Source organism: Escherichia sp. E1V33 (assembly GCF_004211955.1).
Lineage (GTDB): Bacteria > Pseudomonadota > Gammaproteobacteria > Enterobacterales > Enterobacteriaceae > Escherichia.
Genome location: NZ_RHJI01000005.1, coordinates 140,282 through 162,445 on the forward strand (window position 1 = coordinate 140,282; position 22,164 = coordinate 162,445).

Genomic DNA, 22,164 nt, shown 5'->3' on the forward strand with positions numbered 1-22,164 from the left:
TGTAGCAAGGCAAACCATCGTTTTACGTGAGAGGCTGAAAACGAAAGCTCATCCTTCTGCACTGGCGCACGTCGCCAGAAAGTATTGTTAATAAAGCGTAGTGAAACTTTTGCACAAAACAATACAAACTGTGTGGATTTGTCTTTTAGCGATAAAAATGGACCTTATTTTCCTTAAGGTCTGGCGCAGAAGGATTACGAGCCCATTTTTATGGCGATAGAATGTGCAAATTGCTGTTATTTCACACGATCAACACGCATTTGTCTGTTTTTCAAGCAAACAAACAAATTAGGGGTTTACACGACGCATCGGGATGTTTATAGTTCGCGTCATTCCGGAAGTGTGGCCGAGCGGTTGAAGGCACCGGTCTTGAAAACCGGCGACCCGAAAGGGTTCCAGAGTTCGAATCTCTGCGCTTCCGCCAAATAAGATAAGGGGTTAGCTAAATGCTAACCCCTTTTTCTTTTACCTGTCAAAATGCTATACCCCATTCAGTGGCTTAACCATCCTCTGCTAAACCTGTTTCAGATCAAATGCGTAAAGATGGGTAAAACCTCTGGGTAGCTTTCAGCATTATCATTATGCTGCTTCATTAATTACATCTGTCATAGAGAGTGACTCAATGGATCGTATTGTTAGTTCTTCACATGACCGTACATCGCTGCTTAGCACCCATAAGGTGCTGCGTAATACCTATTTTCTCCTGAGCCTGACACTGGCCTTTTCGGCGATTACCGCGACGGCCAGTACGGTTCTGATGCTGCCATCTCCGGGACTGATCCTGACGCTGGTGGGTATGTATGGTTTGATGTTCCTGACCTATAAAACGGCGAATAAGCCAACCGGGATTATCTCCGCGTTCGCGTTTACCGGTTTTCTGGGTTATATCCTCGGGCCAATTCTGAACACCTATCTGTCTGCCGGAATGGGTGATGTAATTGCCATGGCGTTGGGCGGTACGGCATTAGTGTTCTTCTGCTGCTCTGCGTATGTGCTGACCACTCGCAAAGATATGTCGTTCCTCGGCGGTATGCTGATGGCAGGTATTGTTGTTGTCCTGATCGGGATGGTAGCGAATATCTTCCTGCAACTACCTGCTCTGCATCTGGCGATCAGCGCTGTGTTCATTCTGATCTCCTCTGGTGCAATTTTGTTTGAAACCAGCAACATCATCCACGGCGGTGAAACGAACTACATTCGTGCCACTGTGAGCCTGTATGTGTCGCTGTATAACATCTTCGTAAGCCTGTTGAGCATTCTGGGCTTCGCCAGCCGCGATTAATCTCACCCGCTAACACTGTCATAGCCTCGCTTTATGCGGGGCTTTGTTTTTTGTTACACTGCCGGCAGTCTGATTAAGGTAGTAATAATTATGCTGATCTTCGAAGGTAAAGAGATAGAAACCGATACCGAAGGCTATCTCAAAGAGAGTAGCCAGTGGAGCGAACCACTGGCGGTGGTCATTGCAGAGAACGAAGGTATTACACTGTCGCCAGAACACTGGGAGGTGGTGCGTTTTGTGCGTGACTTCTACCTGGAATTTAATACCTCTCCGGCAATTCGTATGTTGGTTAAAGCGATGGCGAATAAATTTGGTGAAGAGAAAGGCAATAGCCGCTATCTGTACCGACTGTTCCCGAAAGGTCCGGCAAAGCAAGCCACCAAAATTGCTGGCCTGCCTAAACCGGTAAAATGCATTTAACGGATACGAAAATCCGTTAACTCCCCGGAGGGATGATGCGGCTCGCTAAGCACCCGTTCCACACGCGCTGAACGCGGGCCGCCGCTTTTTAACCACTGCATTAATTTTTCCACCTGCCCTTCTTCACCGCAGGCAACGACTTCCACGCTGCCATCGTCAAGATTTTTGGCGTAACCAGTTAATCCCAATCTTTTCGCTTCGTACTGGGTGGTATAGCGAAACCCTACGCCCTGAACCCGGCCATAAACCCAGGCAATTATGCAGACTTTCGACATGACTGCTCCCCTTATCCTTAATGGACGCGTTGCAAATCCATGGAAAACTCCGGACAATGGCGCCCATTTCTTTGCATCGACAGAATAGTTAATTATGAGTGTACGTTTAGTGTTAGCCAAAGGGCGCGAAAAATCATTACTTCGTCGCCATCCGTGGGTCTTTTCCGGGGCCGTTGCCCGCATGGAAGGTAAAGCCAGCCTCGGAGAAACCATCGATATTGTTGATCATCAGGGAAAATGGTTAGCACGCGGCGCTTATTCGCCAGCTTCGCAAATCCGTGCGCGCGTCTGGACGTTTGACCCGTCAGAATCCATCGACATTGCCTTTTTTACTCGCCGTTTACAACAGGCGCAAAAGTGGCGTGATTGGCTGGCGAAAAAAGATGGCCTCGACAGCTATCGTTTAATCGCTGGTGAATCTGATGGCCTGCCAGGCATTACTATCGATCGCTTCGGCAATTTTCTGGTGCTGCAACTGCTGAGTGCTGGCGCAGAGTATCAGCGCGCGGCATTAATTAGCGCCCTGCAGACGCTCTATCCGGAGTGCGCTATTTATGACCGCAGCGACGTCGCGGTACGTAAAAAAGAAGGTATGGAACTGACCCAGGGTCCCGTTACCGGCGAGCAGCCGCCTGCCCTGCTACCGATTGAAGAACACGGTATGAAGCTGCTGGTGGACATTCAGCACGGCCACAAAACAGGCTACTACCTGGACCAGCGTGACAGCCGCCTGGCTACCCGCCGCTACGTTGAAAATAAACGCGTACTCAACTGTTTCTCCTATACCGGTGGTTTCGCCGTCTCGGCATTAATGGGTGGATGCAGCCAGGTAGTCAGCGTCGATACTTCGCAGGAAGCCCTGGATATCGCGCGGCAGAACGTTGAGCTGAACAAGCTGGATCTGAGCAAGGCTGAGTTTGTCCGTGATGACGTATTTAAATTGCTGCGTACCTATCGCGATCGCGGTGAAAAATTTGACGTTATCGTGATGGACCCACCGAAGTTTGTTGAGAATAAAAGCCAGTTGATGGGCGCATGCCGTGGCTATAAAGACATCAACATGCTGGCCATTCAGTTGTTGAATGAGGGCGGAGTTCTCCTGACTTTCTCATGTTCTGGCCTGATGACCAGCGATTTATTTCAGAAAATCATCGCGGATGCCGCAATTGATGCCGGTCGTGATATACAATTTATAGAGCAGTTCCGTCAGGCCGCCGATCACCCGGTGATCGCTACCTACCCGGAAGGGCTATATCTGAAAGGGTTTGCCTGTCGCGTCATGTAACTTGAAATGTGGAATTTTACCCTTATATCAAAGGTAAAGATTTCCCGGGAGGTGACTATGATTGCCAGCAAATTCGGTATCGGCCAGCAGGTCCGCCATTCCCTGTTAGGTTATCTCGGAGTGGTCGTGGATATCGACCCGGTTTACTCGCTCTCTGAACCGTCGCCTGATGAGCTGGCGGTGAATGACGAGCTTCGCGCCGCTCCGTGGTATCACGTGGTGATGGAGGACGACAACGGCCTACCGGTTCATACCTACCTGGCTGAAGCCCAGCTAAGTAGCGAATTGCAGGATGAACATCCTGAGCAGCCATCCATGGATGAGCTGGCGCGGACCATCCGCAAACAGCTCCAGGCCCCGCGTCTGCGTAACTAATCCCTGAACAAATCCCCGGAAGGTTTTTGCCTTCCGGGGATTTGTTATTTAGCCAGACCCAGACGAGGGATCTCAATCGCCGGGCAGCGATCCATCACCACGTTTAGCCCTGCGTCACGCGCCAGCACTGCCGCCTGTTCATTTATCACACCCAGCTGCATCCATAAAGTTTTCGCACCAATAGCGATCGCCTCCTGTGCCACACCCCATGCGGCTTCTGAATTACGGAAGACATCAACCATATCCACTTTTTCCGGAACCTCCGCCAGCGTGCCGTAACCTTGCTGACCTAACAGCGTTTTACCGGCGACCTTTGGCGAGACTGGAATAACGTGATAGCCCTGATCGAGCAGATATTTCATTACGCGATAACTTGGACGATCGGGTTTGTCACTTGCTCCCACCAGCGCAATGGTGCGAGTGGACGTTAAAATGCCTGCAATATCGGTTTCTTTCATCATTTCCTCCAGACTATTTACCAAAGTGTACGACAATCCCGACACGCCAACCATGTAGCTACTACGAATGTATGAGAGCAAAAGCGGAAAATATGTCTATATGTTAGTAAGTATGATTAAAGAAAAATTTTGATACATTATTAGTCGGGCGGTCTTTGGACAGGAGCTACCTATGAAAACCGGCATTATGACCACCTTGATTGCACTGTGTTTGCCGGTATCCGTTTTTGCCACCACACTGCGGCTGTCCAGCGATGTTGATCTCCTGATACTCGACGGTAAAAAGGTTTCCAGTTCTCTGCTTCGCGGTGCTGACAGCATCGAACTGGATAATGGACCACATCAGTTAGTGTTTCGCGTTGAAAAAACAATCCATCTCGCCAGTAACGAAGAACGACTTTATATCTCCCCGCCGCTGGTCGTTAGTTTTAATACCCAGCTCATTAGTCAGGTGAATTTTCGCCTCCCTCGCCTGGAGAATGAACGAGAAGCTAACCATTTTGACGCCGCGCCGAACCTTGAATTGTTAGATGGCGATGCGACGCCGATACCAGTGAAGCTGGATATTCTCGCCATTACCTCTACCGGAAAAACAATCGATTATGAGCTGGAAGTCGAACGCTATAACAAATCCGCAAAACGCGCTTCGCTACCGCAATTTGCCACTATGATGGCGGATGACAGTACACTGCTCTCCGGCGTTTCGGAACTGGATGCAATTCCTCCGCAGTCACAGGTGCTCACGGAACAACGGCTGAAGTATTGGTTTAAATTGGCTGACCCGCAAACGCGTAATAACTTTCTGCAATGGGCGGAAAAACAACCTTCTTCCTGAGATTTTTGTGCCTGTGCGCAGGCTTTTTTGGTCTTTATCTTGCAGCGATAAGTGCTTACAGTAGTCTGTAGGAAAGTTAACTACGGATGTAAATTATGGAACTGACGACTCGCACAATGGCGGCGCGTAAACATATTGCGCTGGTGGCACATGATCACTGCAAGCAAATGCTCATGAACTGGGTGGAACGGCATCAACCGCTTCTGGAGCAGCACGAACTTTATGCAACGGGCACCACGGGTAACTTAATTTCCCGCGCTACCGGAATGAACGTCAACGCGATGCTGAGTGGCCCGATGGGAGGCGATCAGCAGGTTGGCGCATTGATCTCAGAAGGGAAAATTGATGTGCTGATTTTCTTCTGGGACCCGCTGAATGCTGTACCACACGATCCCGACGTGAAAGCGTTGCTGCGTCTGGCGACAGTGTGGAACATTCCGGTTGCCACTAACGTGGCAACGGCTGATTTCATCATCCAGTCACCACATTTCAACGATGCTGTAGATATTCTGATCCCGGATTACCAGCGTTATCTCGCTGAACGCCTGAAATAAATTCGCACAGGCGGCACTCGCCGCCTGTTTCTTACGGTTTCCTTGCTACCGGTACATCCAGTTTTTTCAGGTCGTCCACAAAGGAAGAAGGATTCTCTTTGCTGAACAGTACCCATACCCGATGCCGTGCACGAGTGAGCGCAACGTACATCAATCGCCGTTCTTCGGCGTCCGGGTAGTCCTCTACCGGCGGCAGTAGCGCCTCTTCCATAATTGACTCACGCGCCACAGCCGGGAAGCCATCACTCCCCTCCTGCAAACCAACGATGATGACATAGTCGGCCTGTTGCCCTTTGCTGGCATGAATGGTCATAAAGTCGATTTGCAGCTTCGGCCAGCGCGTCGTGGCTTTCTCCAGGCTAACGGGCTTCAAATGGTGGTAACGCGCCAGTACCAGAATGCGCTCTTCGGGTTTGACATAACCAGATAGTTTGTCCAGTAAAGCGTCGAGCTGACTCTCGTCCAACAAGGTAACGGCCTTTTTGTCGCCATTCGTTAAGCTATTCAGCGGTTTTTTCAACTGGTTAGGGTTCTGCTGAATAAAACGGTTTGCTACCTCTCCGATACGGCTATTGAAACGGTAAGTAGTATCTAAATCACAGCGATCGCCTTCACCGAAGTTTTCATGAAAGGCGGTGGTGAGCGACATTTGTGCGCCGCTGAAGCGGTAAATGGCCTGCCAGTCATCGCCAACGGCAAACAACGTTGTCTGACTGTTTTGTTTACGCAATGCTGCCAGCAAGGCCGCGCGCTGTGGGGAGATATCCTGGAATTCATCAACCAGAATATGTTTCCACGGGCTGATAAACCGCCCTTTCTCAAGGAGAGCAATCGCCTGATGAATAAGACCTGAAAAATCGACGGCATTTTCCGCTTTCAGCGCACCTTTCCAGGCTTTCAGCAACGGCGCCATCAATTTGATTCGTTTACTGAAAAGATCCCGAATCTCTTCAGGCGCATTGGCAATCATTTCAGCCTGTGCGCCGCCGTGCATCCGCATCAGACTGACCCAGCGATCGAGGCGAGATGCGAGACGACGCTGCAATTTTTCATCATCCCAGAAATTGCCTTCTGGCACTGACCACTGCAGTTCTTCCATCAACCATTGTCTCCAGCCCTTCGCCTGTGCTTTCTTTTCACTACACTGCTTGCGCCACTCAGCAATAAAGAGTTCATGGCGGGCTGCGGTGTCATTTTCCAGGTTGCTGACTGTCGGTACTTTTTTGCTGCCTTGCTGAATAATATGCAGAGCCAGAGAATGAAACGTGCGCGCGGTAATCTCTTCGGTATGCAACCGTTCGCGGATCCGCTCGTCCATCTCTTCCGCCGCTTTTCGGCCAAACGCCAGCAATAAAATTTGCTCGGGTGATGCTTCACCGCGCGCCAATAACCAGCCAGCTCGCGCCACCAGCACAGACGTTTTTCCGCTTCCTGCGCCAGCCAGTACTAACAGGGAATGCTCACCATTAACCACCGCCCGGGCCTGCGCCGGATTTAGCGGTGAAGACTCAACCTGACGGAAAAAATCCGCATATTCGTTAAGCATGGTTTCGGTATACGCCTGATTATGCTGCAACCGACTGCCTTCAATATCTTTCAGCCAGGCCTGACATTTGCGCCACGCCTCACGACAGTTATCAAATTCCTCCAGGCGATTAACCGGTAATGGCAACGCTGACAAGGCCTGACGTATTTGTTGCTGTACCCCAGTGGTTTGCTCCCGCGTCAGCCATTTATTTTCTCCAGTGCGGGCAGCAATAAGATCCAGTTGTTGCTGTAATACGCCAGCGGCAATTTCGCTCATTTCCTCGCTCCAGCGCCGCCAGTGAGCATCAAGATGATGGTGAAAACGCTGCGTCTCTGCCCATTCAGTGCCATGCAGACGCACGACTTTTTCATCAGGCAACACAAATTCCAGCTCACCCCATACCAAACCACGCTTGCAGTGAATAGCCAGTAATTGATTGAAAGGAATAAGGTATTCGTGGCGATCGCCGGAAACTTTTATCCCGGCATTGAGGATCACCGCCCGATCGTAAGGGTGCTGTGCCAGACGTTTGCCAAGAGTTGTCGCTTTCAGTTCCATGTCTCTGTAGATCCACACGATGTCATTTCTTATCAGTGTAACCGCCAGAGAAAACGTGCTCCAGCCCAAAAAAACGTTACAATTGCCGCCCATTACTGAAAACCACAGTAAAGCGAGGTTTTATGCGTACCGTTTTGAACATTCTGAACTTTGTGCTTGGCGGATTCGTCACCACTCTTGGCTGGCTGTTAGCGACCCTGGTCAGCATTGTGCTGATTTTTACCTTACCGCTGACTCGATCCTGCTGGGAGATAACCAAACTGTCTCTGCTGCCTTATGGCAATGAAGCTATTCATGTCGATGAACTAAACCCGGCAGGCAAAAATGTGCTGCTTAACACTGGCGGTACTGTGCTGAATATTTTCTGGCTGATTTTCTTCGGCTGGTGGCTATGTCTGATGCATATCGCAACAGGTATCGCGCAATGCATTTCCATCATTGGTATTCCGGTTGGCATTGCGAACTTTAAAATTGCCGCTATTGCACTGTGGCCGGTCGGACGCCGCGTCGTATCGGTAGAAACAGCTCAGGCTGCGCGTGAAGCCAATGCACGTCGCCGTTTCCAATAATCCAACATCATGGCCTTTATGCTAAGTCCTTTGCTCAAACGCTATACCTGGAACAGCACCTGGCTGTATTACGCGCGCATTTTTATCGCACTTTGCGGCACTACTGCGTTTCCGTGGTGGCTGGGTGATGTAAAACTTACCATTCCGCTGACTCTCGGAATGGTAGCGGCAGCACTGACCGATCTCGACGACCGACTGGCGGGACGTCTGCGTAATCTCATTATTACGCTGTTCTGTTTTTTTATTGCCTCGGCTTCAGTAGAGCTTTTATTTCCGTGGCCCTGGCTGTTCGCCATTGGTTTAACGCTCTCCACCAGCGGCTTCATTTTGCTCGGCGGTCTGGGTCAACGCTATGCGACCATCGCTTTCGGTGCATTGCTGATTGCCATTTACACGATGCTGGGAACCTCCCTGTATGAGCACTGGTATCAGCAGCCTATCTATCTGCTTGCTGGTGCGGTTTGGTACAACATCCTGACGCTCATTGGTCATTTACTGTTCCCTGTCCGCCCGTTGCAGGACAACCTGGCACGTTGTTATGAACAACTGGCGCGGTATCTGGAACTCAAGTCACGTATGTTTGATCCTGATATTGAGGATGAAAGCCAGGCACCGCTGTATGATCTGGCGCTCGCCAACGGGCAACTCATGGTGACGCTGAACCAGACGAAAATCTCGTTGCTGACTCGCTTACGCGGCGACCGCGGTCAGCGGGGAACGCGTCGTACACTACATTACTATTTTGTAGCGCAGGATATCCATGAGCGGGCGAGCTCTTCACATATTCAGTATCAAACGCTGCGAGAACATTTTCGCCACAGCGACGTGCTGTTCCGCTTCCAGCGCCTGATGTCGATGCAGGGACAAGCTTGCCAACAATTGTCACGCTGTATTTTGCTGCGCCAGCCTTATCAGCACGATCCACATTTTGAACGCGCTTTTACGCATATTGACGCCGCACTTGAGCGGATGCGCGACAACGGTGCGCCCGCCGATCTGCTAAAAATACTGGGATTCCTGCTGAACAATTTACGTGCCATTGATGCCCAACTGGCGACTATTGAATCAGAACAAGCCCAGGCGCTGCCCCACAATGCAGACGAAAATGAGCTCGCCGACGACAGCCCTCGCGGGTTTAGCGATATCTGGCTGCGTCTTAGCCGTCACTTAACGCCAGAATCCGCCCTCTTCCGTCATGCGGTAAGAATGTCGCTGGTGTTGTGCTTCGGTTACGCCATCATTCAGATTACCGGAATGCATCACGGGTACTGGATCTTGCTGACAAGTCTGTTTGTCTGCCAGCCAAACTATAACGCCACGCGCCACCGTCTGAAGTTAAGGATTATTGGTACGTTAGTAGGTATTGCTATTGGTATTCCTGTGCTGTGGTTCGTTCCTTCACTGGAAGGGCAACTGGTGCTGCTGGTGATTACCGGCGTGCTCTTTTTTGCCTTCCGTAACGTGCAATACGCCCATGCAACAATGTTCATTACGCTTCTGGTGCTACTGTGCTTCAACCTGCTGGGTGAAGGTTTTGAAGTCGCACTGCCTCGCGTAATCGATACGCTGATCGGGTGTGCAATAGCATGGGCGGCGGTGAGCTACATCTGGCCCGACTGGCGGTTTCGTAATTTGCCGCGAATGCTTGAACGCGCGACGGATGCTAACTGCCGTTATCTCGATGCCATTCTTGAGCAATATCATCAGGGGCGTGATAATCGTCTGGCGTATCGTATTGCCCGTCGCGATGCACACAACCGTGATGCTGAACTGGCGTCGGTGGTGTCAAATATGTCCAGTGAACCGAACGTCACACCGCAAATTCGCGATGACGCATTCCGTTTACTGTGCCTTAATCATACGTTTACCAGCTATATTTCTGCCCTCGGCGCGCACCGCGAGCAGTTAACCAACCCTGAAATTCTGGCGTTTCTTGATGACGCAGTTTGCTATGTTGATGACGCGCTACATCATCAACCTGCCGATGAAGAACGCGTCAATCAGGCATTAGCTGGCCTGAAACAGCGGATGCAACAACTTGAGCCGCGGGCAGACAGCAAAGAACCTCTGGTCGTACAGCAAATCGGGTTACTGATTGCATTACTGCCAGAAATTGGCCGTCTGCAACGTCGGATTACTCAAGTTCCTCAGGAAACTCCTGTTTCGGTGTAATAGAATCTGCCCATTCTGCAAGCTCCTGGCGGCGTGCCACCGGGAGCGCAGCTTCATGAATACCGATAATTGCGCCTTCAAGCATGAACAGAATCTTTTCTGTCACCAGACTGTTATGCTGCCGTAGTCGCAACCAGCACATTTTCGCCCCAAGTATACGTAGCGCCCGAACATCCTTAATCCCCACTTCCCCGAGAATCGCTTCCAGGTGATAAGACATATTGGGCAAATCTTTCAGCCGTTGCTGGATGCCGCGCGTACTTTTCTCTTTAAGCGCAGCGTCCAGCGAATATTTCGACAACTGCACCAACTTCTGTTGATTCCGCCATAAGCTTTCATCAACCCGGTAGTAATTGAGAGTAACGGGGCGACCACACTTTCTATATGTCAGCCAGACTGGCGGATGTTTTACACAGTACTGTGCGCTTTGCTCACAAGCCCGAAGATACAACTCACCATCAGAAACCATCGCAAACACTGTATCGTCAACGGTCAGACTGTAACTGCCAAACAATGATCGATATTCAATAGTGCCTAACGTCGACAGGTATTCTTGTGACTTATAGATCCGCTTATAGGAGAGGCTTTTCATAAAATTCCTTTTAAAATCATAATATAAAAGAATGATTCACATTAACGGATCCGTTAAATACGAAAATAGGCAACTTATTCTCAAGGGGCAAGATTAATTTAAGTTTTCAGGTCACTAACGACAAAAATTGCGAGGCTCTTTCCGAAATTTGTGTTGATCTTTGTTGTCACTGGATGTACTGTATATTCATACAGTAACTCACAGGGCTGGATTGATTATGTACACTTCAGGCTACGCAAATCGTTCTTCGATGTTCTCCTCCACAGCAAGCAAAATTGCGCGTGTCTCTACGGAAAACACTACAGCCGGGCTAATTAGTGAAGTTGTCTATCGCGAAGATCAGCCCATGATGACGCAACTCCTACTTTTGCCATTATTGCAGCAGCTAGGCCAACAATCGCGCTGGCAACTTTGGTTAACGCCGCAACAAAAACTAAGTCGTGAATGGGTTCAGGCAGCGGGGCTACCCTTAACTAAGGTGATGCAGATAAGCCAGCTTTCCCCTTGTCACACCGTGGAATCAATGGTTCGTGCTTTGCGTACGGGAAATTACAGCGTAGTGATCGGTTGGTTGGCAGACGATCTGACAGAAGAAGAACATGCTGATCTTGTCGATGCCGCCAATGAAGGTAACGCAATGGGGTTCATTATGCGTCCAGTAAGCACCCCCTCTCACGCCACGAGACAACTTTCTGGGCTAAAAATTCACTCAAATTTGTATCATTAAGTAAATTTAGGATTAATCCTGGAACTTTTTTTGTTAACCCGTAGACGCTTTCGCTCGTCACTAATTTTACTTGTGGAGGCTTGTCTGAAGCGGTTTCCGCGATTTTATCCTGTAAAGTATCGTTAACAAAAAAGGTTAAACGTACCTTATACAAGTCTTTTTTTTCATATGCCTGACGGAGTTCACACTTGTAAGTTTTCAACTACGTTGTAGACTTTACATCGCCAGGGGTGCTCGGCATAAGCCGAATTTATCGGCAGAGTTACAATTGAGCAGATCCCCCGGTGAAGGATTTAACCGTGTTATCTCGTTGGAGATATTCATGGCGTATTTTGGATGATAACGAGGCGCAAAAAATGAAAAAGACAGCTATCGCGATTGCAGTGGCACTGGCTGGTTTCGCTACCGTAGCGCAGGCCGCTCCGAAAGATAACACCTGGTACACCGGTGCTAAACTGGGCTGGTCCCAGTATCATGACACTGGTTTCATTCCTAACAATGGTCCGACCCACGAAAACCAACTGGGTGCAGGTGCTTTTGGTGGTTACCAGGTTAACCCGTATGTTGGCTTTGAAATGGGTTACGACTGGTTAGGTCGTATGCCGTACAAAGGCGACAACATCAACGGCGCATACAAAGCTCAGGGCGTTCAGCTGACCGCTAAACTGGGTTACCCAATCACTGACGATCTGGACATCTACACTCGTCTGGGTGGTATGGTATGGCGCGCAGACACCAAGGCTAACGTACCTGGTGGCCCATCCTTTAAAGACCACGACACCGGCGTTTCTCCGGTATTCGCAGGCGGTGTTGAGTACGCGATCACCCCAGAAATCGCTACTCGTCTGGAATACCAGTGGACCAACAACATCGGTGACGCTAACACCATCGGTACTCGTCCAGACAACGGTCTGCTGAGCCTGGGTGTTTCCTACCGTTTCGGTCAGGGCGAAGCAGCTCCAGTAGTTGCTCCGGCTCCAGCTCCGGCACCGGAAGTACAGACCAAGCACTTCACTCTGAAGTCTGACGTTCTGTTCAACTTCAACAAAGCAACCCTGAAACCGGAAGGTCAGGCTGCTCTGGATCAGCTGTACAGCCAGCTGAGCAACCTGGATCCGAAAGACGGTTCCGTAGTTGTTCTGGGTTACACTGACCGCATCGGTTCTGACGCTTACAACCAGGGTCTGTCCGAGCGTCGTGCTCAGTCCGTCGTTGATTACCTGATCTCCAAAGGTATCCCGTCTGACAAGATCTCCGCACGTGGTATGGGCGAATCCAACCCGGTTACTGGCAACACCTGTGACAACGTGAAACAGCGTGCTGCACTGATCGACTGCCTGGCTCCGGATCGTCGCGTAGAGATCGAAGTTAAAGGCATCAAAGACGTTGTAACTCAGCCGCAGGCTTAAGTTCTCGTCTAATAAAAAACCCCGCTACTGCGGGGTTTTTTTTCATCTGTAGTAAAGTGAATGACCTTCGCCAGTTATTCCTTACCAAGTAATGCCTGCAAATCCTGCTTCAAAGAAGACATTTTATTCGCATACTTCTCTTTGTTTTCCGCATCTTCAATCAGCTGGACAATCGTTTCGGATAGCGTTTTACCACGACGTTGTGCAAGCCCTGCTAACCTTTGCCAGACAATAAATTCCAGATCGATAGATTTCTTGCGCGTATGCTGATGCTCCGCATTAAAGTGCCGTTTTCGTCTGGCCCGAATCGTCTGTTTCATGCGATTAAGCAGCTCTGGATTCATGTGTTTTTCAATCCAGCCATTTACGAGTACAGGTTCGTTCTCCAGCGATAGCAACACATCGACGGCTTCCTGGGCGGCACTGGCCTCTATGTAACGGGTGATCAACTCACCTTCACGGTGCTTCTTCACCAGATATTTCCATTTCCAACCACTTTCAAGATTTTCAAGTTGTTGATATTTCATAGCGATCTCAATGTTACCGTGTAACTCTTTACAGAATATCAGCTTTTTACCTGCGTGATGAAAAGAATCTCTGTCCTGTGAGCTTTAACGCGCATGCCGGGACTTTTGTCGGTGCTTTCTACGTGTGCTGCAGTGCCGGTTACGGTATAATCGCGCCTTTGACAACAGACTAAAAAACATCGACTTTGACCATTACGAAACTTGCATGGCGTGACCTGATTCCTGATACCGAAAGCTATCAGGAAGTATTCGCACAGCCACATTTGATTGACGAAAACGATCCTTTATTCAGTGACACTCAACCGCGACTGCAATTTGCGCTTGAGCAGTTGCTGCACGCGCGGGCATCATCCTCTTTTATACTGGCGAAAGCGCCGGAAGAATCCGATTATCTGAATCTTATAGCCGATGCTGCACGCGCGCTACAAAGCGATGCAGGCCAACTGATGGGCGCTCACTATGAGATTTCCGGCCACACCATACGCTTACGGAACGCAGTTAGCGCTGACGATAATTTTGCAACCTTAACCCAGGTTGTTACTGCTGACTGGGCTGAAGCCGAACAGCTTTTTGGCTGTCTGCGCCAGTTTAATGGCGACATTACCTTGCAGCCAGGACTGGTACATCAGGCCAATGGCGGCATTTTGATTATCTCCTTGCGTACACTGCTAGCCCAGCCACTGCTGTGGATGCGTCTGAAGAACATCGTCAACCGCGAGCGCTTCGATTGGGTAGCATTTGATGAGTCGCGCCCTCTCCCCGTCTCTGTACCTTCGATGCCATTGAAGCTGAAAGTCATTCTGGTAGGCGAACGTGATTCATTGGCCGATTTCCAGGAGATGGAGCCAGAACTGTCTGAACAAGCTATCTATAGCGAATTTGAGGATACTCTGCAGATAGTCGATGCCGAATCCGTAAGCCAGTGGTGTCGCTGGGTGACTTTTATCGCCAGACATAACCACTTGCCAGCGCCAGATGCCGACGCATGGCCGGTACTTATCCGCGAGGCAGTACGTTATACCGGTGAGCAAGAAACGCTGCCACTTAGTCCGCAGTGGATCCTCCGCCAGTGTAAAGAGGTCGCTTCATTGTGCGAAGGTGATACCTTCTCCGGCGAGCAGCTAAACTTAATGCTACAGCAGCGGGAATGGCGCGAAGGTTTCCTCGCCGAGCGCATGCAGGATGAAATCCTTCAGGAGCAGATCCTGATTGAAACCGAAGGTGAACGCGTCGGTCAGATAAACGCCCTTTCGGTGATCGAGTTTCCAGGCCATCCACGCGCATTTGGCGAGCCTTCGCGCATTAGCTGTGTCGTACATATTGGAGATGGTGAATTTACCGACATCGAACGAAAAGCGGAACTTGGTGGCAACATTCACGCTAAAGGGATGATGATCATGCAGGCGTTTTTGATGTCGGAACTTCAGCTTGAGCAACAGATCCCTTTCTCGGCGTCACTGACCTTTGAGCAATCTTACAGTGAAGTAGATGGTGACAGCGCATCAATGGCCGAACTCTGCGCTCTGATCAGCGCCCTCGCTGATGTCCCGGTGAATCAGAGTATCGCCATTACAGGTTCAGTGGATCAGTTCGGTCGCGCCCAGCCTGTGGGCGGTCTGAATGAGAAAATCGAAGGCTTCTTTGCTATCTGCCAGCAGCGTGAGTTAAGTGGGAAACAAGGTGTGATTATCCCCAGCGCTAACGTTCGCCATTTAAGTCTTCACAGTGAACTGGTGAAGGCGGTAGAGGAAGGCAAATTCACTATCTGGGCAGTGGACGATGTGACTGATGCACTCCCGTTATTATTAAATCTGGTGTGGGACGGCGAAGGCCAGACGACGCTGATGCAAACTATCCAGGAACGTATCGCGCAAGCATCGCAACAGGAAGGGCGTCACCGTTTTCCGTGGCCACTACGTTGGCTGAACTGGTTTATTCCGAACTGATCGGACTTGTTCAGCGTACACGTGTTAGCTATCCTGCGTGCTTCAATAAAATAAGGCTTACAGAGAACATGGTAGATAAACGCGAATCCTATACAAAAGAAGACCTTCTTGCCTCTGGTCGCGGTGAACTGTTTGGTGCTAAAGGCCCACAATTGCCAGCACCGAACATGCTGATGATGGACCGTGTGGTCAAAATGACTGAAACGGGTGGTAACTTCGACAAAGGGTATGTAGAAGCAGAGCTGGATATTAATCCGGATCTGTGGTTCTTCGGTTGCCACTTCATCGGCGATCCGGTAATGCCGGGCTGCCTGGGCCTGGACGCCATGTGGCAGCTGGTAGGGTTCTACCTCGGCTGGCTGGGCGGCGAAGGTAAAGGCCGCGCCCTGGGCGTTGGCGAAGTGAAATTCACAGGCCAGGTGCTGCCGACGGCGAAAAAAGTGACCTATCGTATTCACTTTAAACGCATTGTTAACCGTCGTCTGATTATGGGCCTGGCGGATGGCGAAGTGCTGGTTGATGGTCGTTTGATCTATACCGCCAACGACCTGAAAGTAGGCCTGTTCCAGGATACGTCTGCATTCTGATTTTAATCAGACAGAGTATAAAAAGGCGAAACCTCCGCAATGCGGAGGTTTCTTTTTAAAGAGACAGAATCAGGCCATTACTACCCTGTCCGCCATGGCTTCTCGCCAGCCTCCCAGCCATTGTGACCTTTGATTCAGCGTCTGATAGGGACACATTTCTTTTGAGCGTCCGGCGATGCCGGCCTGATAACCACGTTGATGTGCCCGTTCCAGGCGATCTCGTTTTTGTCTCTTCATGCCTCGTTTCCCTCATACTGGTTTCTGGTGGAAAAGAAAACAGTGATTACTAAATGTGCAATCACAGTTAAGCAATACCGCGAATCATAACTGCCGTCAATGCGCAAAATTCACGCCACTGCCATATTTGTGAGCTACACGGGCATGTCGGTTGTACAAAAAATGTGAAGCGGAACAAGTTTTCCCATGGCTTATAAACAAAAAAACCGCCTCAGGCTACATACCGGAGACGGTTATATTTACAAATTTTTATAATTAAGGTAAACGCTTTATCTCTTGCGCAATAGTAGCGGCTTCCTGACTCCAGACACTGGCCAGCACTTTGACCATTTCATCGTAGCCATCCTGATTCTGCACTCCTTCCACGCGGAACGGACGTTTTATCAGTTGTCCCTGATGGTTTAGTAGCCACTCGCCACTCACAATCACCTTACCATCGTAACGGCCATTAAACTCCGTCACAGTCACATTAAGCGTGTCCTGGGTGCTTCCCAAAGGCTGGGAAGCTACGACCCAACCGGGCAGTTGCGCACTGAGGTTAGCGACCAGAGTATTGCGCAACTGTTGATCCAGCGGGCTGGCCCACAGATTGTTATTGGCAATCACATACTTCACATCACTGGTCTGGTATACCACGCCATTCCCTGCCAGATAATCAGGTACGGAAACCTGCTCGACCCATAGCAGGCGGTTACCCTGGCTGGAGGTGCTTTGCGTACCGCTCTGCACCACAGGCAATTGGTAATAGTTTTTGTTAATTTCACCGGAGCTGCATCCGGCCAGCCACAGTGCCGCTATCGTCACTAGCCACTTTTTCATTGTTTCGCCCTCTTCGGCTCTGGATCTTTTTTATCCTTCGCTTCAAATACCAGCGCGTTGCTCTTCTCGTTGAGCGTTTTCAGAACCGGTTGCAGTTCACGCAATACCTGATCAAGACGCTGCATATCCGCCACCATCTTGTTATATGCTGCGGAACCCGGCTGGAAGCCCTGCATGCTGCGGTTCAATTCGCGCAGTGTCGACTGCATATCCGTCGGCAACTGTTGCATCGACTGGCTGGCAAGGATCTTGTTCATACTATCCAGCGTAGTCTGCAGATTTTTCATCGTGCGCTGACTTTCCGACAGCGTACTGGTCGCCTGTTCAATCATCGGGTTCAACGGCAGTTTGTTAATCTTATCCAACGCTTCCATCAGGCGTTGCTGGATTTGCGCCAGGCCACCGCTAACGGTAGGGATTATCTGGTAGCCATTAAATTCACGCACACCGGTAATTGCCGGAGCATTTGGATAGAAGTCGAGATCAACGTACAGCGCCCCCGTGACCAGATTCCCGGTTTTCAGTGAACCGCGTAAACCGCGCTTCAGCAATTCGGCCAGGTGTTCTACCACATCAGCATTCTCACCTAACTGCATTTTCAGTCGTTCTGGTTCAATCCGCACCATGACTGGAATACGATAATCATCGTTAAAGACCTGACGCATATTCGGCGCAAAGAATGGCACTTTGCTTACCGTACCGAGACGAATACCGCGGAACTCCACGGGCGCGCCTGGTTGCAGACCGCGTACCGAATCTTTAAAGAACATCAGGTAATCAATGTGATCTGTGTACAGTGAATCCTGGATGCTCTTCTGATCATCATACAAAACGAATGACGTTTTTGGCGCAACCGGCTGTCCCAAGTCCAGCCCTTCAGGCACGTCAAAGCTGACACCACCGCTTAGCAACGTCGTCAATGACCCCATCTCTACGCGCATCCCCGCCGAGGTCAGATCCACCGCTATGCCGCTATCTTTCCAGAAGCGAACGTTGCTTGTTACCAGGCGGTCATAAGGCGCGTTGATAAACAGTTGATAACTGATATTACGCTTCTGGGTATCGAAGGTGCTGGTTTCAACCGACCCTACGCGATAGCCACGAAACAGCACGGGATCTCCCGCCGTGAGCTGCCCAGCTTTGTTGCTGTCAAGAATGACACGGATCCCTTTGGCATCTGGTGGGGCCAATGGTGGAGAATCAAGCAAATCATATTTTGTTTGCTTGCTGCCTGCAGCCCCCGGTTGCAACTCGATATACACCCCGGAAAGCAACGTACCAAGACCACTAATGCCTTCACGACCAATTTGTGGTTTCACTACCCAAAAGACGGTGTCTTTGTGCAGCAGTTTTTCCATTCCGGCGTTGAGACGCGCTTTGATTTCAACATGCGTTAAATCATCAGCCAGCGTGGCACTTTCGACCACACCGACGTCTACGCTACGGCTTTTAATGGTAGTTTTGCCGCCTTCTATTCCTTCCGCATTAGCAGTGATCAGGGTAACTTCCGGCCCTTGATGACTGTAATGATAAAAAAGTACCCAGGCCCCGATGAGTGCCGTAACGATGGGAAATATCCACACAGGGGACCAGTTCTTCACTTTCTGGATTTTGGCTTCCCCACTATTAGATTCCATACTGTCAGGACTCCTCATGCTCTGGTTCAGGTTGACGATCCCACGACAAACGCGGATCAAACGTCATCGCAGAAAACATTGTCATTATGACGACTAAAGCAAACATTAATGCACCCATTGCCGGATAAATACTCATTAAGCCTCCCATACGCACCAGCGCCGAGAGCACCGCAATCACGAAAACGTCAATCATTGACCAGCGGCCTACAAACTCAACAACTTCGTAAATCAAATGCATTCTTTCACTATCACGCTTGCCGTGCCCTTTCGCATCCCAGCACAGCCAGGCTATAGCGATCATCTTTAAAGTCGGCACCATAATACTGGCTAAAAAGATGACTGCGGCAACCGGATAAGAGCCTTCGCTCCATAATAAGATGACCCCAGCGAGAATAGTGGACGGCATCTTAGAACCTAAAAAATCGGTCACCATAATGGGTAAGATGTTCGCCGGGAGATATAACATGATCGACGTAAAAAGCAGTGCCAACGTCCATTGCAGGCTGTTTTTGCGTCGAACATATCCTTTGGTGCCACAGCGCGGACACACTGGATCATCGGCAGGAAGAATTGCCGTACAGCATGAGCAAGAGCGCAGTCCCTGACGTATTCCCGTAATGCCGGGTTTCAGCGTCTGACGAAGCTCTGGCATCGGGGCAATGTCATCCCATAACCAGCGGCGATCAACGCACTGAAAGGCGCGTAATTGCAGCACACAAAACAAACACCAGGGAATAAAACTACTGCCCACGCCAATGCTGCCGTAAGCCATCAGTTTGACAAAACTGACCAACACACCGGCAAGGAAAATCTCCGCCATTCCCCAGGTTTTGAGCTGAAAAAGCACCCGTCCCAGTTGTTCTTTCAATCGAACAGGTATTTCCGCGCGATTAACCAACAGTAAAATGGTAATCAGGCAAAACGCGGGAACCAGTTGCACAAACAACAGGAAAAAAGTGCCGAGACTGGCATAGTCCTCGGAAAACAAAACGCCCGGGATTTCCAGCAACGTAATCTCACTGGTTACCCCCGCAACGTTCATATTCACAAAAGGGAACAGGTTGGACAGCAGCAGCATGAACAGTGCAGCCAACGCATAAGCGGTAGGACGCTGTCGAGGGGCATCCCACGCAACAGTTAACGTTGTGCCACACCGAGGACATGCCGCCTTCTGACCATGCTCAAGGTGGGGTAAAACCACCAGCATGTCACACTGCGAGCACAGGATGTGCTTCGCGGCATGATGATGTTCGCACATTGGTACTCCTTAATGATGCGCTATTCTACAGAATGCTGACATAGCACTCGCTTTTTAATGCCGGATGCAGCACTACCGCATTGTCCGGACAGGGAGCTCGTGGAAACGCAATAAATTGACGTTTCCACCCAGGCCAGATAAGCGTAGCGCATCAGGCAATTTGGCCGTTGTCAGCAGTCTCTTTTTTCACTTAACTGATTAGCGATCAGCCACCATTTTTCAACGCTTCAAGATACTCCCAACGTTCAAAAGCCTGCTCCAGTTCCTGTTCAGCGGCAGTCAGATCAGCGAGCACTTTTTGCGTATGCTCATGGGGCTGGCTGAAGAAAGAGGCATCTGCCACCTGCGCCTGTAAGGCTTCCAGTTTTGCTTCCAAATCTTCAAGCAGTTGCGGTAGCTGTTCTAATTCGCGCTGCAATTTATAGCTTAGTTTGCTACTGCTGCGTTTTACAGTTTCTGCTTTCGGCGCAGCCACTTCTTCGTTTTTTTTCACCGCAGGCTGTTTTAACGCCACATACTGTTCTTGCTGTCCGCGCGCGTCGTGATAACCGCCGACATAACGGCCAATTTTGCCGCCACCTTCGAAGATCCAGCACTCTGTTACGGTGTTATCGACAAACTGACGATCGTGGCTAACCAGCAATACCGTACCCTGGTAGCTGTCGATAAGCTCTTCAAGCAGTTCCAGCGTTTCAACATCGAGATCGTTGGTGGGTTCGTCGAGGATCAGTAAGTTACTGGGTTTCAGGAACAGACGCGCCAAAAGCAGACGATTACGTTCCCCGCCAGAGAGCGCGCGCACCGGCGTCATCGCCCGTTTCGGATGGAACAGGAAGTCCTGCAAATAACCCAGCACATGGCGCGGCTTGCCGTTAACCATCACTTCTTGCTTACCTTCGGCAAGGTTATCCATCACCGTTTTATCGGGATCCAGTTCCGCGCGGTGCTGATCGAAATAAGCCACTTCCAGTTTGGTGCCAACGTGAATACGCCCGCTGTCCGCTTGAAGCTGACCGAGCATCAGTTTCAGCAGCGTGGTTTTGCCGCACCCATTCGGACCAATCAGGGCAATTTTGTCGCCACGTAGAACCTGGGCCGAAAAGTCTTTCACCAGTTGCTTACCATCAACCTGATAGCAAACATCTTCCATTTCAAAGACGATCTTACCGGAGCGACTGGCCTCTTCCACCTGCATCTTTGCAGTACCCATTACCTCACGACGTTCACCGCGTTCGCGACGCATCGCTTTCAGCGCACGCACGCGGCCTTCATTACGGGTACGACGGGCTTTGATCCCCTGGCGGATCCACACTTCTTCCTGTGCCAGTTTGCGATCAAACTCGGCATTTTGCAGCTCTTCCACGCGCAGGGCTTCTTCTTTTTCCAGCAGATACTGGTCGTAATTCCCCGGATAGGTCACCAGTTTGCCGCGATCAAGATCGACAATGCGCGTCGCCATATTGCGAATAAATGAGCGGTCATGGGAGATAAAAATAATCGTCCCATTGAAGGTTTTGAGGAAGCCTTCCAGCCAGTCGATGGTTTCGATATCCAGGTGGTTAGTCGGTTCATCGAGCAGCAACACGCGCGGGTTACTCACCAGCGCACGTCCTAATGCCGCTTTACGCAACCAGCCGCCGGAAAGCGACGACAGCGCAACATTAGGATCTAACCCAAGCTGCGCCAGTACTTCGTTGATGCGGTTTTCCAACTGCCACAGGTTATGGTGATCCAGCAGTTCCTGCACTTTCGCCAGTTCATTGAGATTCTTCTCGCTCGGATCGTTCATCACCAGGCGCGAAATATCATGATAGCGTTTCAGGTATTCCGCTTGTTCCTCAATGCCTTCGGCAACGAAATCATAAACGCTGCCTTCAACGTTACGCGGAGGATCTTGTTGCAGACGAGCAACGATCAAATCCTGCTCGTAAATAATGCGTCCGTCATCCAGTCCCTGTTCACGGTTGAGGATCTTCATTAACGTCGATTTGCCCGCGCCATTACGGCCTACCAGACAAACACGTTCGTTATCTTCGATATGCAGTTCTGCGTTATCGAGAAGCGGCGCGTCGCTGAACGACAGCCATGCGCCATGCATACTGATTAATGACATT

Annotated in this window: 22 protein-coding genes and 1 tRNA gene; 13 read left to right on the top strand and 10 right to left on the bottom strand. The window is 50.3% G+C overall.

The window, feature by feature from the left end:
* Window positions 1-336 precede the first annotated feature (336 nt).
* The 3 genes from D9742_RS05255 to tusE all read left to right on the top strand — a co-directional run bounded on the left by D9742_RS05255 (window position 337) and on the right by tusE (window position 1,702).
* Window positions 337-424 (top strand) — tRNA-Ser (locus D9742_RS05255).
* A 198-nt stretch (window positions 425-622) separates the two neighbouring features.
* The gene (gene yccA, locus D9742_RS05260; protein WP_000375136.1) at window positions 623-1,282 is read left to right on the top strand and encodes an FtsH protease modulator YccA; all 660 of its coding nucleotides are present in this window, start codon (window positions 623-625) and stop codon (window positions 1,280-1,282) included.
* A 90-nt stretch (window positions 1,283-1,372) separates the two neighbouring features.
* Window positions 1,373-1,702 carry a sulfurtransferase TusE gene (gene tusE, locus D9742_RS05265; protein ID WP_000904443.1) on the top strand — a complete coding sequence of 110 codons (330 nt, stop codon included), beginning with the start codon at window positions 1,373-1,375 and terminating at the stop codon, window positions 1,700-1,702.
* On the opposite strand, the gene yccX is transcribed toward tusE, so the two are convergent.
* The gene (gene yccX / locus D9742_RS05270; protein ID WP_000048252.1) at window positions 1,699-1,977 is read right to left on the bottom strand and encodes an acylphosphatase; all 279 of its coding nucleotides are present in this window, start codon (window positions 1,975-1,977) and stop codon (window positions 1,699-1,701) included. The two genes, tusE and yccX, sit on opposite strands and share 4 nt — an antisense overlap.
* Window positions 1,978-2,071: 94 nt before the next feature.
* Between yccX and rlmI the strand changes: the two genes are divergently transcribed.
* A complete protein-coding gene (rlmI, locus tag D9742_RS05275) occupies window positions 2,072-3,262 on the top strand; it encodes a 23S rRNA (cytosine(1962)-C(5))-methyltransferase RlmI (protein WP_130236213.1) in 1,191 nt (396 codons plus the stop codon).
* 57 nt (window positions 3,263-3,319) lie between these two features.
* Window positions 3,320-3,637 (top strand): heat shock protein HspQ, encoded by a 318-nt coding sequence (gene hspQ / locus D9742_RS05280; protein ID WP_130236214.1) that lies wholly within the window; start codon window positions 3,320-3,322, stop codon window positions 3,635-3,637.
* A 44-nt stretch (window positions 3,638-3,681) separates the two neighbouring features.
* Here the strand turns inward: hspQ and D9742_RS05285 are convergent, their stop codons facing one another.
* Window positions 3,682-4,095: a CoA-binding protein gene (locus D9742_RS05285; RefSeq protein WP_064528416.1), complete on the bottom strand. Its 414-nt coding sequence runs from the start codon at window positions 4,093-4,095 to the stop codon at window positions 3,682-3,684.
* Between the two features lie 172 nt (window positions 4,096-4,267).
* On the opposite strand from D9742_RS05285, the gene D9742_RS05290 reads away from it, so the two are divergent.
* Window positions 4,268-4,930, top strand: a complete 663-nt coding sequence (locus tag D9742_RS05290) for a DUF2057 family protein (RefSeq protein WP_130236215.1) — start codon at window positions 4,268-4,270, stop codon at window positions 4,928-4,930.
* Between the two features lie 95 nt (window positions 4,931-5,025).
* Entirely contained in the window at window positions 5,026-5,484 is a 459-nt protein-coding gene (mgsA, locus tag D9742_RS05295) for a methylglyoxal synthase (protein WP_130236216.1), read from the top strand.
* A gap of 31 nt (window positions 5,485-5,515) precedes the next feature.
* Here the strand turns inward: mgsA and helD are convergent, their stop codons facing one another.
* Complete coding sequence (helD, locus tag D9742_RS05300) at window positions 5,516-7,570, bottom strand: DNA helicase IV (protein ID WP_130236307.1); 2,055 nt, start codon at window positions 7,568-7,570, stop codon at window positions 5,516-5,518.
* Between the two features lie 122 nt (window positions 7,571-7,692).
* On the opposite strand from helD, the gene D9742_RS05305 reads away from it, so the two are divergent.
* Window positions 7,693-8,139 carry a YccF domain-containing protein gene (locus D9742_RS05305; RefSeq protein ID WP_130236217.1) on the top strand — a complete coding sequence of 149 codons (447 nt, stop codon included), beginning with the start codon at window positions 7,693-7,695 and terminating at the stop codon, window positions 8,137-8,139.
* Window positions 8,140-8,148: 9 nt separating this feature from the next.
* Window positions 8,149-10,311: a YccS family putative transporter gene (yccS, locus tag D9742_RS05310; RefSeq protein WP_130236218.1), complete on the top strand. Its 2,163-nt coding sequence runs from the start codon at window positions 8,149-8,151 to the stop codon at window positions 10,309-10,311.
* On the opposite strand, the gene D9742_RS05315 is transcribed toward yccS, so the two are convergent.
* Window positions 10,274-10,903, bottom strand: a complete 630-nt coding sequence (locus tag D9742_RS05315; protein ID WP_130236219.1) for a TfoX/Sxy family DNA transformation protein — start codon at window positions 10,901-10,903, stop codon at window positions 10,274-10,276. The genes yccS and D9742_RS05315 overlap by 38 nt on opposite strands.
* Window positions 10,904-11,120: 217 nt before the next feature.
* Between D9742_RS05315 and sulA the strand changes: the two genes are divergently transcribed.
* A complete protein-coding gene (sulA, locus tag D9742_RS05320; protein ID WP_130236220.1) occupies window positions 11,121-11,630 on the top strand; it encodes an SOS-induced cell division inhibitor SulA in 510 nt (169 codons plus the stop codon).
* Window positions 11,631-11,986: 356 nt separating this feature from the next.
* Window positions 11,987-13,039 (top strand): porin OmpA, encoded by a 1,053-nt coding sequence (gene ompA, locus D9742_RS05325; protein WP_064528817.1) that lies wholly within the window; start codon window positions 11,987-11,989, stop codon window positions 13,037-13,039.
* 74 nt (window positions 13,040-13,113) lie between these two features.
* On the opposite strand, the gene matP is transcribed toward ompA, so the two are convergent.
* Window positions 13,114-13,566, bottom strand: coding sequence for a macrodomain Ter protein MatP (gene matP / locus D9742_RS05330; RefSeq protein ID WP_064528401.1), 453 nt, complete (start codon window positions 13,564-13,566; stop codon window positions 13,114-13,116).
* Window positions 13,567-13,751: 185 nt separating this feature from the next.
* On the opposite strand from matP, the gene D9742_RS05335 reads away from it, so the two are divergent.
* Together D9742_RS05335 and fabA are read left to right on the top strand one after the other, a co-directional pair.
* A complete protein-coding gene (locus D9742_RS05335; protein WP_130236221.1) occupies window positions 13,752-15,512 on the top strand; it encodes a Lon protease family protein in 1,761 nt (586 codons plus the stop codon).
* 68 nt (window positions 15,513-15,580) lie between these two features.
* Window positions 15,581-16,099 (top strand): bifunctional 3-hydroxydecanoyl-ACP dehydratase/trans-2-decenoyl-ACP isomerase, encoded by a 519-nt coding sequence (fabA, locus tag D9742_RS05340; protein WP_000227926.1) that lies wholly within the window; start codon window positions 15,581-15,583, stop codon window positions 16,097-16,099.
* A gap of 69 nt (window positions 16,100-16,168) precedes the next feature.
* On the opposite strand, the gene rmf is transcribed toward fabA, so the two are convergent.
* From rmf to D9742_RS05365, 5 genes are all read right to left on the bottom strand, one after another.
* On the bottom strand, window positions 16,169-16,336 hold the full coding sequence (gene rmf, locus D9742_RS05345; RefSeq protein WP_000828648.1) for a ribosome modulation factor: 168 nt from the start codon (window positions 16,334-16,336) through the stop codon (window positions 16,169-16,171).
* 255 nt (window positions 16,337-16,591) lie between these two features.
* Window positions 16,592-17,155: a membrane integrity-associated transporter subunit PqiC gene (pqiC, locus tag D9742_RS05350; protein ID WP_130236222.1), complete on the bottom strand. Its 564-nt coding sequence runs from the start codon at window positions 17,153-17,155 to the stop codon at window positions 16,592-16,594.
* Window positions 17,152-18,792 carry an intermembrane transport protein PqiB gene (pqiB, locus tag D9742_RS05355; protein WP_130205377.1) on the bottom strand — a complete coding sequence of 547 codons (1,641 nt, stop codon included), beginning with the start codon at window positions 18,790-18,792 and terminating at the stop codon, window positions 17,152-17,154. Before pqiB ends, pqiC begins: the two co-directional genes overlap by 4 nt.
* A gap of 4 nt (window positions 18,793-18,796) precedes the next feature.
* Entirely contained in the window at window positions 18,797-20,050 is a 1,254-nt protein-coding gene (pqiA, locus tag D9742_RS05360) for a membrane integrity-associated transporter subunit PqiA (protein ID WP_130236223.1), read from the bottom strand.
* Between the two features lie 205 nt (window positions 20,051-20,255).
* Window positions 20,256-22,163 carry an ABC transporter ATP-binding protein gene (locus tag D9742_RS05365; protein ID WP_130236224.1) on the bottom strand — a complete coding sequence of 636 codons (1,908 nt, stop codon included), beginning with the start codon at window positions 22,161-22,163 and terminating at the stop codon, window positions 20,256-20,258.
* Window position 22,164 lies beyond the last annotated feature (1 nt).